Here is a 13633-nt window from a genome sequence, read left to right as displayed (position 1 = left end):
TATAACTCTATTTATTTTTCTTCGCTTCAATTTTTGCTTGCGCCTCTTCAGCCTTATCTAATGCTTCTGAAACTTTTTTCTCTTTTTCTTTCACATCATCTATACTATCTACAGCTTTAATGAGTTTATCAATTCCTTCTTCTTCTACTTTTCTACGTTTTGCTACTCTTTCATTTACTTTCTCTTCTACATCTTTTGCTTTTTGAAGCATATTCTCTGCATTTGATGTTACAGCTGTTTCAAGTGCATCGTCTTTTTTCATTTGTAACACTTCATTTGCAATGTCTTTCGCTTCTAAATACTTACCGTCTTTTAATGCCGTTGCTCCATTATCCATTTTCTCGGCCATTTCTTTATATGATTTCGCTTCATTTCCCGATTTCTCTTTTTCTGCTTTTTCAAACCACATTGTTGCATCACTATATTTTTCATCTTTCAATGATTGCATACCTGTTTCAATATATGTGTCATAATTACTACATCCAGCCATTACGACTAACAGAAAAAGCATAACAAAACTTAATTTTTTCATGCTGTTGTCTCCTTTTCTTTACCTGCTCACTATACTGTAACATACATGAAAAAGAGTTTCAAAAACTAAAATACTAATTTGGTCATTTTTATTATTTTCTTGTTTTTAAGCCGACACATTCACTTGTTTTTTCGCCATATGTTGCCTTACTCCAACTAATACAACTAACAATAAACCTCCGCCTATTGTCATCATAACAATGCTAGTTGGCAACATGTCTAACAATAATCCATATACAATCATACCGAGCGGTGCGATTGCAGTCGCAATTGTTTCAAGTAGACCAAACACACGCCCTAAGTAGCTCGGATCTGTCGTCTTTTGCATATGTACTTGCATCGGAATATTGACAATCATAATTGCTATACCAGTTAACATCATGAAAGCAATATAGTAAATAAAACTTGCTACTTTTGGAATGGTAACTAACAACGGGAATACTGTACATAAACTTAAACCTGCAAACAAAAACAGTCCAGTATAAATAGAACGAAACGGATTATTCACTTCTTTACGCACTGATAAAGTAATCGCACCCATTAGCATCCCGACCGCTAACATTCCCTCTACAGTACCGAGTTGCTTTGAAGATAAATGTAATGTACGTATGATAATGTATGGCAGTGCAACGGTTAGCCCACAAGCAAAAAAGTTTACCCACAATGCTATTTTCATTAAACCGTATATTTCATGTTGTCGTTTTACATATGAAAAACCTTCTTTTATACTCGTCAAGAAATGTTCTTTTCTTTCAGCCACTTCTTTTTTATATAAATCAAATACGATAAACAATTGCAAAATCACCGCTAAAAAGAACGTAATACTATTTAATAAAAAGAACGACTGAATGGAAAAGAAACCAAATACAACTCCGCCAATAATCGGCCCTAAAATATTTGATAAAGAAGCTGCCGTTTGATTTAAAGCACTCGCTTTTTGAATACGCCCCTCATCTACTAAACTCGGAATAGAAGAAGTTAATGCTACAGAATAAAAACTTGCACAAATTGATAATAATGCTGCTGAAACATAAATAAAAAGAAGTGACGGCCCAAAAGTAATCGCAAGAATAAACATAATAAGCATCGTTAAACTACTTAATAAATCAGTACCGATGACAAGCCATTTTCGATTCACACGGTCAGCTACAGCACCCGCAATCGGACCACAGATCATCCTTGGAAGTGATCCGCAAACGAGCGTAGTTGCAAACCCCATCCCTGAACCAGTCGTCTTTAATACATATAACCCCATTGCGAACGTATAAATACCTGCGCCTAATAAAGACGTCATTTTTCCAATCATCATTAAAATGATATTTCTCGTTGCAATCTTCATTCTTGAATCATTTTGATCTATACTTACATCTTCCATTATGACACTCTCCCTTTAAAAGTTAAATTGTGTTAAACTTATTATATAATCAACTTTCCAATTATTACAACAAAAAGTTTAATTGTATTTAACTTTTGATTATAAAGGAGCTACAATATGGCAACTCTCGGAGAAAAAATTAAAGCATTACGTAAAGAAAAAAAACTTACACAAACTGAGCTAGCAGGTTCAGAATTGACAAAAAGTATGCTTAGTCAAATTGAAAATGGAAAAGCTACACCTTCTATGAAAACATTACAATATATTGCAGAAAAACTTGAATGTGAACCGAGCTTTTTATTAGAAGAAGATGAAGGAAAAATTGTAGAACTCATTCAAAAAATGGAGCCACTAATAAAGGCAAATGGCGATGAAGTATACAAAACTTTACTACCTATCGTTCAAACAGATTTACCTCCAACTTTAAATACAGCTCGTTTATATAAACAGTTCATAACAGCAGCAGCTGTTATGAACGATTATAATATTGAATATTACGTTGAAACAGCTGTTTCTATATTTGAAAAATATACTTTGTATCGCGAAAGTACTGAAACGAAACTACTGTTTTACTATATGCTCTACAAACGGAAAAAATATAAAGAATGTTTACAGTTGATTACCAAAGTTCGCGATGAATATAAAACGAAGAATTTAGAAATGGATTTGATTACACATATACAATTATATTTAAAAGAAGCAATTATTTTACTCGCATACGGCAATTATGATAAATGTGAAAAAGTCATTTTAGATGCACTTGCATTTTCAAAAAAACATCAAGTGTATTATAAAACAGATGAATTTTACCGTATTTTATCTTATCAAAAAATCATTACAACTGATAAAGAACGATATTTATATTACATAAAAAAGTCAGAGCAATTTGCCATTTTTACAGAAGATACTTTATCCGCTGCAAATATAGATATATTAAAAGCTTATTACTACAATACAATTACTAATGAATATACAATCGCATTAGAACATCTAGAACAATTTCGCGAAAAACTAAAAGACGAACCAATTTTTCAAGACAATGGATTGTATTATCTTGAAAAAGGAAAATCTCTGTATGGTTTAAAACGTTACGAGGAAGCTTTGGAAACATTAAAACACGCTACCATACCAGATTATATGAGTCATCCACTTGATCAATCGTGGTTATTAACAGCTGGATCCTATCGTGCCCTGTGCCATATAGAACTGCAAGATAAACCAGCTGCTTTGCAAGAAGCAAAAGAAGCAGTTCAAACGATAGATGGTTATCCCGACTCCATCTTCACTTCATTTATTAAAGAAACATTACAAATAATACAAAAACTTTAAGAATGTCTCGAAATGGTATATTATTCCTCTTTTTTAGCAAAGATAATAATGATGGGAGGAATATAAATGAATATTCAACGTGCAAAAGAGCTTTCTGTGTCAGCGGAGCAAGCGAATGTTAGTTTTCAAGGCATGCCTGTTATGATTCAACACGTCGACGAAAGCAATGAAACCGCCCGCATATATGAAGTAAAAAACCCAGGACGCGAATTAACAGTTCCAGTTAATAGCTTAGAGGAAATATAAGAAATGCCACTTCATTTTTTGAAGTGGCATTTTTCTTTTTCTATATAAATGTCATTCCTATTTTCTCTTTAGTAATCCATACAAACCAATACAAATTACAATAAAGCCTACTATTCCACAAGCTAGTTTTATAAATATGTCTCTTGTTTCATAGCTTCTAACTTCGACTACACTCTTTTTAAGACGTTTCATTTCCTTTTGCTCACTTTCTACTCGCTCCCCATATACTAACAAACGATATTTACTTGATGTATATGGCTCACATGTAAGCAGTGTAACTTTGTCTTTTCCTTTTATTACATTTAATTTATCCACTTGATTTGGATTAATAATTTCACGGCCAATTACTTTATACACTTGCTTCTTTCCAAATACCTTTACATAGAATACATCTCCATCACTTAACCGATCCAGATGACGAAACATCGTTGCTCCGTGATATCCACGATGTCCTGCCAATACAGCATGTGTATCTTTCCCGCCAATCGGTAAAGAAGTCCCTTCAATTTGCCCTACTCCTTTACTTAAGTTTTCTTGACTTGCTCCTAAGTAAATTGGCAATTCCTCATTTATTTTCGGAATAGAAATCGTACCAAATATTTCATCTTTGTTTATAAAATTTAACGGTTCCGTACTTATTTCATCATCCTGTACAAATGGGTCACTCATTTTGAAAATAGTTTTCCCTAACGATTTATTATATGTTTCCATCTTTCGAAACTTCTCATTTACATCTTCTATTTTTAAATCATCAACCATTTTTTCATAACGTATCACTTCTGTCTTATATACATACTTGTTTATATAATTAGCAATTATTGGATATAAAAGCAGGGATAATCCTGTAAGAAACAATACTACGCTTATAACTCCCCTTCTCACACACTCACCACACAATACATACTATTTTCGTTTTTTTAAATAGATTATTAGAAGGATAGTGCAAATAATACCAATAGGAAAAACAATCATCCAATCTTCTAAAATGAAAGGTTTTGTAATCATTTCTTTTTCTCCAGCATCATATGGAACACGGTGTCCTCTCACTAGTAACCTGTGCGTGTTCACTCCATAAGGGGTACACGTAATTAATGTTGCGTAATCTTGTCCTTGTACTACTAATAAATCTTCTGTCTCATTTGGTAACACAACTTTTATTTGATCTACCTGATAGGCAAGTACTTTATCTAATGTATGAATATAAAATATATCTTTCTTTTCAATTTTGTCTAAATGAGTAAACATTAGCGCTGAAGGTAAACCGCGATGTCCCGTTAAAACTGTATGCGTATTTTCTCCTCCTACTGGTAATGAGGTTTCATTCAACTGACCAATCCCACGGCTTAACACTTCTTCTGTTGTCCCTTGATAAATCGGAAGGTTCACATCAATTTTTGGAATTTCAATATACCCCATAACATCACCAACATTTAACATATCCACAGTAGAACTTTTACGTTCACCATCCTTTTCCCGAAAAGGATCTGAAAATGTTTGCGTTGTATTTTGGACCTTCTTATTATACTCTCGTGCTTCCATTTCTTTACGATCAATCTCTTCCTGCTCCAGCCTCTTTATCGCTTCATCATATGTACTTACTTCTGAATAATGTGTTCTTGTTGCAAACCAATTGCTTACAGTTGGATAGAGAAATATACTTAATCCTAGTAAAAAAATACTTCCAAAAATTATATTTCGTTTCATAATAGCCTCTTTCACTACGGATAAAATGTGGAAAAGAGGAAAGCAATATGCCTTTCCTCTTTTCTAAACTCAATTATTATAAACATATAAATTAAGAATTTTTTACAGGTTTTTTTCTAAAGAAAATAAATGTCGCTACCGCCATTAGTATAAGGCCCACTACTGTGAAGAGAATTGTACCCATACCACCTGTTGCTGGAATAATCCAACCGCTCTTATTATTCTCGACTTGTAGCTCTATTTTTTGGTGTTTTTCATCAAGTGTAATATTAATCGGATCTCTTAACTTTTGATAGTGTTCGACTGCACCGTCTTTATCTTTATACTTTGGTGCTTCCGTCTCAACAATTTGATATTCACCGTACGGGATTTCATTCCATGTAATAATACCATTTGCATCTGTTATATCATTCATTTCTTTCCCATTAACTTTTATAACATTACCTTTTTTATCTTGTAATTGGAACTTCGCACCTTCTAATTTAAGCGTCTTATCCTTACCATCAACTTTTTCAATTTTAATATTTCCCGCTGTCGGTGTGACCACCACTTCATTAGATGGCTTTCCATCTTTTTCTGATGAAACATCATCTTTGTTTACAAAATCAAGTACTGCTTTGTTTGGAATTTTCACTCCAGATTCAACATCACTTTTAATTTTTGCAGTAATTTGTAAATGAAGCTCTTTTCCATTTATTTTTGAAAAATCTTCAATTGTAGCGGTTACTTTTTGACCTTCTACAACTACTTTTACACTACCATCTTCAACTTTCTTTCCATCAACCATAACAATTGGTTGGCCTTTTATTTCCAAACGATCATCTAAAATATCTGTTACGACATATTTTTTATATAATTTAATATCTTCTGGAAGTAATGTTTTGATATCATACGTATAATCTGTCTCTTTATTGATTCCAGCTACTTTTGAACCATTATTTATACTTTTAGTAATGGTAGGTTCTTTATAGTTCTTTATATCTTCTAGCTTAACCACTTCACCAGACTCCTTAATAGAGAAAGGACGCTCTTCTTTACTAGTTATATAACCGTTTGGAGCCTTATGCTCAATAAAATAATAATAATCCCCATATTCTAGAGAATCTACACGAACTTTACCATCTTCCCCTGTTACTAATGAACTTGGTGTCTTCACTTGTGTGCTTGTTCCATCTTTATTCTTTTTAAACAAATGGAACTCTGCATCTTTTAACACTTGACCAGCTTCACCTATTTTTACGAATTCTACTGAACCTCTTTTTGTTTCATTTTTAGGGTAAATATGAACATCGTAATTTAAATCTTTACCGTCTGTACTTGTCATTGGAATATCGACAATAAAAGTAGTCTTATCCAACGCAATATGTTTTGGACCCTCAATTGCTTTTACTTCATAACGTCCTAGCGGAAGATTTGAAAAAACAGCTTCCCCTTTTGCGTTTGTTACCTTTGTTATTGCAGCGTCTTTTACTGGCTTTGCATCTTCTTTTATAACAGTTCCATCATTTGAAATTTTTTCAAATGACTCAATTCGTTTAATTTCAAAAGTTACACCTTCTAAAGGTTTTGCATCTTCTGGAACAGTTTGTCCTTCTTTTCCATTACCTTCTGTAGTTGTTTTAGAATCTTTACTTTGTTCAAACTTGTGAATCGTTAAAGTACCTGTACTTTTTGATTCCGCACTAACAATCATGTTAGATAACGTCGAAAAAGCTAACATACAGATTAAAAATAAACTAAAAATCCTTTTCATTGTTGTCCACTCCCTATTGTTTGTATTACTTTTGTTTTTTCTATCTCTCATTATTTCTCTTTCTAACAAAGAGGAACAATGTAACAAACATCAATATTCCACCAATTACATAATAAATTATTGTCCCTATTCCACCAGTATCTGGAATAACAAATTCACTCTTTTTATTTACTACTCTTATTCTTTGTGAATCCATTCCAGATTTCACTTCTATTTCTACTGGTTCCCTCATCAACATATATCCTTTTGGTGCTTGTACTTCTTTTAATGTATATTTGCCAACGATTAATGGAATAGAAGTTGCCAAACCATCTTTATCGGTTGTTAATTTACATACTATATTTCCATCTTTACTAATCACTTCAAATACTGCGCCTTCCAATTTGAGATTTTCATCATTCGCATCTACTTTTTCAATCTCAAATTCCCCTAATGCTGGCGGTACTACCAACACTTCATTTGATACGAATTTCTTCTGGTCAAACAGTAACTCTGCTTTATTTGGAATACCATCATTCGCATTGTATTTCGTTAGTATATCTGCATTTACATTCGCGCTTAATTTTGACTTAATATGCATTGTATACGATTGATTCGCAAGGTAAGCATAATTTCCGTCCTGCTTCGGTAACTCAATACTTACTTTCTTTAATTGTTCATCAATTTGCGGTATAACTTCTATTTCTTCTCCATCGCTGTTTACAAGTTTTACTTGTAAGATAGTTAAAATATCCTCTAAGTCATCCTGCAATACTACTTTTTCAAGGTTCATAATGTCATTACCAAAATGATAGTTTACATGCCACGTAAACTCTTCATCTATGCTTTGTAATGTCGCTTTTTCCACTTCTTTTTCATCTGCATCCGAAACCATCTTTCTTACTTTAGGTTCCTTTGCTTCCACATTCGTTTTTACATTCGGTTTTTGTGGAGGTAAATCTTCATTATCTGGTGTTTTTCCCTCAACAACCGCTATGTTCTCAATTTCCTTCGTTTTTAATGCATCTTGCGTAACTTTCACTTTAAAAGTTACCGTTCGTTCTTCTGTATCAAGTACGTCACCAAAGTTTAATTTAATCGTGTTATCCTCATACGACCCCTCATCCTCGTCAACTGCATCTGTCAATAAATTTCCATTTAACTTCATGCTACCAGTTATATACTCTATACCTTCAGGAAGCTTATCCGTTAGACGCATATCTTTAATAAGCCCATTTTCTACCTTATTTCGAAGTTTAATTTGATACTCTAATTCATCATTGACATGGAATTTTTCTTGCTTAATACCAATAATCTCTTTCTTCGATTCTAGTTGTCCAGACAACGGATCAACCGGTGTTTCAACTTCAGGCTTTTCCTTATCTTTCGAACTATCAGTCTCAACTATTGCTATATTTTTTATTTTCTTATTTGCCATCTCCGGCTTTACAACAACTTCAAACGTAATTGCTTTCTCTTCCTCACCTTTAAGATCGCCGAAATGAGCATAAATCGTTCCATCTTTTATATGTGCATAATCTTCATCTTCAACATCAGTTTGTTCCTTTCCGTTTATCTTTAACGTGTTCGGAACATACTCTACTCCTTCAGGAAGGTTATCCGTAATTTTAACTGCCTTTAAGATAGAATCTGGAACACTATTTTTAGCATGAATTGTATATTCTAGTTTGTCGCCAACTTTCAGCGTACCACCGTTTATATCTTTAGCTAGTTTAGTAGCTACTAACTTCCCAGGTTTCTCTTCTCGTTCGGGTAATACTTTAACCACTACTTTATTAGAATCGTTAGCTTCAACCTGACTTCCTGTTAACTCATCAATCCCTTGAACGACAGCGATATTAGGAATTTCTGTTTCTACCTTTTCTCCCCTTAGTTTCGCTTTAAATTCAATGATTGTCTCAGGTGTTTTATCCGTATAGATTCCACCTTTTGTAGCAATTGCTCCTTCACCAATTCTTATTGTTAACTTTCTTGTCTTTGCATCATAGTCAACTTGTTCTGTTTCATTTCCAGCATTCGGACCAGAAATGATTTTCACCGAATTTGGTACAAATTCTAGACGTGAATCTAAAACATCTTCAATTTTTGTATCAACAGAACTCGAATTCGGTTCAATGTTTTTCACCCTTAAACGATATGTAACCTCATCACCTGGCTCATACTTTTCTTTTGCATCTACTACTTCCTTATCGATGACAAGCTCTGGCGCTGTTGCATTTACTGCAAAGGCTAATGTGTTTAATACGTAGTCATCACCAGCTGTCGCAGCTTTTAGGCGTATTTCTTTTTGCTCTGGTTTAATATATCCTGCTGGTAACTTGATTAAATCTGCATCAACTCCCAAATTATTTTTATAATCTGGATTAAATGTACCTGGATACTTATCTCGCATATGTTCCTCATATTCAGAAATAGTGGAATTGAATATATTACCTGTTGGATTCAGCTTATCAGTAACTTCCTTCCAAGTATTATCTGTATGAACAAAGAGTTTATCACCTTGCCAATATCTATCACCTTGGACAGCAAAAACAGAAACTTTTGGATCTAAATCTCCAGTTTTGGAAGCAAGAAAGTTTTTCACAGTGAATTCTTTTTCACCAGATCCAGTAGCTCTTTTCAATCCACCATCATAAACAGTAAATGCTTTTCTTGTTTTTGACTTATCTTTCGTGATCACTAGCATGTACCATCCGGCAAAAGAATAATATCCATAATTATACGCAAGCTTTGTATTTGGATAAGGAATATTTGCTACAGTATAGCTTCCTCCTTTTGAATTAGAGGACTGTAAAAGCTTTGTAACATCTGCATAGTTAGAATAATAAGTACCATCAATACCGAAACCATAAAGCAAGCCACTTCCGTAATACGTATTACTTGGTTTTACTTGAAAGCTCTTCCCCGCCGGAGTCGTGAACTTAACTGGTGCTACATACTGTTGCTGCGTTAATTCATAACGTGTGGAACTCCAATATAATCCAGCCCATTCAATTTCAGCATCTTCTGGAACAGGAATATATGCCTTAGATGAATTTGTAGTTGTTGGGTCATCATCTACATCAATGAGTTCACGGGTATAGCCATTCGGTGCTGTATACGCAGTATTCGTTATATCAGAATACAACGCCGTTTTCTTTTGAGATTCAGTGGCTTTAATACCTAAATTGACATTACCAGTAGAATACATATCACCTTTATGAATGGATTGATAAGTTGGTGTGTCAAACCCTTCTTCATCTGTAACTGCTGCCGTTGCTGTATCAATCGGACTTAAAAACTGTAATTGGGATAATAGCAAGAGTAAACTCATAACAACTACAAATGCATTTAATACTTTTTTATTTTCTTTTATCCTACTGTGCAAAGAGATCACCTCCTCGTATATTAATATTTAAGCCCTATTACAGGCTTAGATTTTCTTCTTAATAAGAGCCCTATAAATAAAAATACTTGGACGTCCCAAGATATTTCTAGATAATGATTTTAGGATCATTTGGGACAATTCTTTCACCTCCTGTGGATTTACCACATTTGAAGAGTGTTTCTCAGTGAACGTGCGGGACTCCCTACTCGCAGGCTGAGCAGCCTGACCCTCGAACCTAGATGATAGTAGCTCTAGGGCGGCTTTCGATTCAGGACTAGCTCTCATACACGAGGTTGTTGGTCGGCGTACACACTAGAGATATCTCGAGACGTCCAAGAAATGATTCTAATATAGAAGGGAGGTCTCTTACATGAGATTATTTGTTGGTTTAGATGTAAGTTCGTTTGATATGAAAGTTTGCTTTTTAAATGGTGATGGAGAAAAACTGGATTCTTTTTCGGTCAGTAATGACCTACCGGGAGCTACTACACTCAAAGAAAAATTATTACAGTGTGTTGCAGGTAAAGAGGTCGACATCCTTAAGATTGGTCTAGAATCCACCTCTGTTTACAGCTTTCATCCTTCTATGTTTCTTCACCATGATATAGATTTACAGCGTTTTGGAGCAAAAGTATTTCTCCTAAACCCAAAGCAAGTCGCAAATTTTAAGAAAAGTTATTCTGACATGAATAAAACCGATGAGATTGATGCCTTTGTCATTGCTGATTACTTACGATTTGGCCGTAATCAAATGTCTATCGTAAAAGAAAGCCAGTACGTGGCACTGCAGCAATTAACTCGATCACGATACCAACTTGTCAAAATGTTAACGAAAGAAAAACAACACTTTCTTCAACACCTAAGTTTTAAATGTAATACATTTTCACAAGAGGTGGATACTTCCGTATTCGGTAGCGCCATGACAGAACTATTTCTTGAAAAATTCAGCTTAGAGGAACTCGCTAATATGCCTTTAGAAGAACTCGCTGAGTTCCTACAGAAAAAAAGTCGAAACCGTTTTGGTGATCCAAAATGCGTAGCAGCATCCATTCACAAAGCTGTGAAAGTTTCTTATCGCTTGGATAAGGTTGTAGAAGATTCAATAGATGTCATCTTAGGTACATCCATCGCAGTCATTCGTACGTTTCAACAGCAAATCAAGGAATTAGAAAAGTCTATTAAAAAAATCATGGCTGGTTTGACCCAAACACTTGAATCTATTCCTGGAGTAGGCCCTGTTTTCGCTGCCGGTATCATTGCTGAAATTGGCCAAATCGAAAGATTTGACGATGAAACAAAAATAGCCAAATACGCTGGATTATACTGGCGAAAGCACCAATCCGGTCGTTTTACAGCCGAAGATACTTCATTATCCCGTACAGGTAATCATTACTTGCGTTATTACTTAGTTGAAGCCGCCAATTCAGTAAGAAAGCATGTATCAGATTATCAAGAGTATTACGTGAAAAAATATAATGAAGTACCAAAACATCAACACAAACGTGCACTCGTTCTAACCGCAAGAAAATTTGTGCGATTGGTGGATGCGCTACTACGTAGCCACCAACTTTTTACGCCTGGAAGGTGTGTGAAAGAATGACATAAAATTTTGTCATCGCTACCTTTCATTATTTTCCAGTAAATTACATTCGTTACTGGTTTAGTTTTGTGATGCCTTTTTTAAACAAATTGACCTTTGACAACTTTAAACTTTGTTATTTCTAAGTTGACATACTACCGCAGGTCTTCAATAAATTTTACTAACATATTATATATATATACTTTATATGTATTATTCTAATATAAATCACATATTTTGTTAACAAAATATGTGATTTTTTCCTATTTTAAACATTTATATATAATGATATTTATATCTAATGATAAATAATTTCAAATATCAATATAGAAACCATCTTACTTCATTCAAGTGACAATAAAAAAACGAAATATTAATAAGAAGCCATAACTTCTTTTCTATTTATTACATGCTAAACTAGATGAAAAGGGGGAATGTATATGAAAAATAATTTACAAAAAACAAGTCATTATTATGCAGTTATATTCACTTCTAATTTATCAAATGATACAACAGACTATAATGCCACTTCTGACAAAATGGAGGAACTTGCAAAGCAGCAACCTGGATTTCTAGGTGTAGAAAGTGCACGAAATCATTCAGGGCTCGGAATCACAATTTCTTATTGGGAATCACTTGAGGCGATTGAAAATTGGAAACAGAATGCCTTACATAAAGAAGCGAAAGAAAGGGGCCGTGAGCAATGGTATGAAAACTTCCACCTTCGTATCTGCCTTGTTGAGAAAGAATTTAAATTTCATAGAGGTACTTTATAACGATGAAGAAAAAATTAGCTCTCGTTGTTGTTCATGAAATATATGGTGTGAACGACCATATGCATCACGTTACCGACCACTTCACTTCATCTCATATAGATGTATTTTGTCCTAATCTGCTACAATCGCAACCTGTATTTCCTTATAGTGATGAAGAAAAAGCATATCATTTTTTTATGAATCATATTGGATTTGAAGATGGAAAAAAGCAAATTGAAACATTCATTACTCATCTTTCTAGTCGTTACACACATATTGGACTTATCGGCTTTAGTGTTGGTGCTACCATCTCATGGCTATGTAGTAACAATCCGAAAATAGATTTTATTATCGGATGCTACGGTTCCCGTATACGTGACTATATTCATATGAAACCAACATGTGCTACCTTACTTATATTCCCTGAAAAAGAAGCTAGTTTTTCAGTATCCTCTTTCATTCAATCGTTGCAGCAACAAAAAAATCCTTTATTAGAAATACACCAACTACACGGTGAACATGGTTTTCTAAATCCGTACACCGAAAAATATAACGGGCACTCTACAAATCAAGCATACAATATAATAGATTCATTTCTTGTAAAAAACACTCTTATAAAGGAGATGTAAATGACACTTACATTACTCTACTTATTTTCCTATTCATTGCCTTTTTCTCCGTGTTAACTATTATTTTAGTAACCGTAAAAAAGGGAGCGTTTTCCAAACGCCCCTACTTACAATCTATTATCGTTTGCATTTTATTTTTTACAAATTGGATCTTATATTTATCAACTTTTTATGCGTTACTTCCCGAAAAAATTAGTGAGTTCCTATTTCTACCCATTTGGTTTTCCCTTTGTATATTAGGTTTTATCACTTTCTGGCGCGAATGGAGAAACAATCGTGTGTTCTCGATATGTATCGGTTTTCTTTCCTTTATTAGTTTTTTATTTGGTTTATTGTTGTTAGTTCTTTCGGGGATGTGACTGTTA

The 13633-nt window shown here is 33.9% G+C and carries 11 protein-coding genes and 1 pseudogene; 6 read left to right on the top strand and 6 right to left on the bottom strand.

Translation table 11 applies throughout. The features are described from left to right. Positions 1-7: 7 nt before the first annotated feature. On the bottom strand, positions 8-532 hold the full coding sequence (locus PSR14_RS09555; RefSeq protein ID WP_000736435.1) for a DUF4398 domain-containing protein: 525 nt from the start codon (positions 530-532) through the stop codon (positions 8-10). A 105-nt stretch (positions 533-637) separates the two neighbouring features. Then, entirely contained in the window at positions 638-1906 is a 1269-nt protein-coding gene (locus tag PSR14_RS09550; RefSeq protein ID WP_000390433.1) for an MFS transporter, read from the bottom strand. Between the two features lie 117 nt (positions 1907-2023). On the opposite strand from PSR14_RS09550, the gene PSR14_RS09545 reads away from it, so the two are divergent. Next, entirely contained in the window at positions 2024-3235 is a 1212-nt protein-coding gene (locus PSR14_RS09545; RefSeq protein ID WP_000212358.1) for a helix-turn-helix transcriptional regulator, read from the top strand. A 66-nt stretch (positions 3236-3301) separates the two neighbouring features. Further along, positions 3302-3481 (top strand): H-type small acid-soluble spore protein, encoded by a 180-nt coding sequence (locus PSR14_RS09540; protein ID WP_001025740.1) that lies wholly within the window; start codon positions 3302-3304, stop codon positions 3479-3481. A 57-nt stretch (positions 3482-3538) separates the two neighbouring features. Here the strand turns inward: PSR14_RS09540 and PSR14_RS09535 are convergent, their stop codons facing one another. From PSR14_RS09535 to PSR14_RS09520, 4 genes are all read right to left on the bottom strand, one after another. After that, positions 3539-4363, bottom strand: coding sequence for a class C sortase (locus PSR14_RS09535; protein WP_033674042.1), 825 nt, complete (start codon positions 4361-4363; stop codon positions 3539-3541). A gap of 21 nt (positions 4364-4384) precedes the next feature. Continuing rightward, positions 4385-5185, bottom strand: a complete 801-nt coding sequence (locus PSR14_RS09530) for a class C sortase (protein WP_098487010.1) — start codon at positions 5183-5185, stop codon at positions 4385-4387. A 91-nt stretch (positions 5186-5276) separates the two neighbouring features. Continuing rightward, positions 5277-6938 (bottom strand): SpaH/EbpB family LPXTG-anchored major pilin, encoded by a 1662-nt coding sequence (locus PSR14_RS09525; RefSeq protein ID WP_000821081.1) that lies wholly within the window; start codon positions 6936-6938, stop codon positions 5277-5279. A 40-nt stretch (positions 6939-6978) separates the two neighbouring features. Next, positions 6979-10305 carry an isopeptide-forming domain-containing fimbrial protein gene (locus PSR14_RS09520; RefSeq protein ID WP_098487011.1) on the bottom strand — a complete coding sequence of 1109 codons (3327 nt, stop codon included), beginning with the start codon at positions 10303-10305 and terminating at the stop codon, positions 6979-6981. 370 nt (positions 10306-10675) lie between these two features. On the opposite strand from PSR14_RS09520, the gene PSR14_RS09515 reads away from it, so the two are divergent. From PSR14_RS09515 to PSR14_RS09500, 4 genes and pseudogenes are all read left to right on the top strand, one after another. Beyond that, positions 10676-11905 carry an IS110 family transposase gene (locus tag PSR14_RS09515; RefSeq protein ID WP_098487274.1) on the top strand — a complete coding sequence of 410 codons (1230 nt, stop codon included), beginning with the start codon at positions 10676-10678 and terminating at the stop codon, positions 11903-11905. 419 nt (positions 11906-12324) lie between these two features. Then, a complete protein-coding gene (locus tag PSR14_RS09510) occupies positions 12325-12660 on the top strand; it encodes an antibiotic biosynthesis monooxygenase (protein WP_000794575.1) in 336 nt (111 codons plus the stop codon). Positions 12661-12662: 2 nt separating this feature from the next. Then, on the top strand, positions 12663-13268 hold the full coding sequence (locus tag PSR14_RS09505) for a dienelactone hydrolase family protein (protein ID WP_098487372.1): 606 nt from the start codon (positions 12663-12665) through the stop codon (positions 13266-13268). After that, a pseudogene (locus PSR14_RS09500) lies at positions 13269-13627 on the top strand (hypothetical protein). The last annotated feature ends 6 nt before the right edge of the window (positions 13628-13633 follow it).

Origin of the sequence: Bacillus sp. A01H (assembly GCF_045277205.1) — a bacterium.
Classification (GTDB): Bacteria; Bacillota; Bacilli; order Bacillales; family Bacillaceae_G; genus Bacillus_A; species Bacillus_A paranthracis.
The sequence above is the reverse complement of the archived record's forward strand: the minus strand, read 5'-3'. Positions and strand labels throughout refer to the sequence as shown.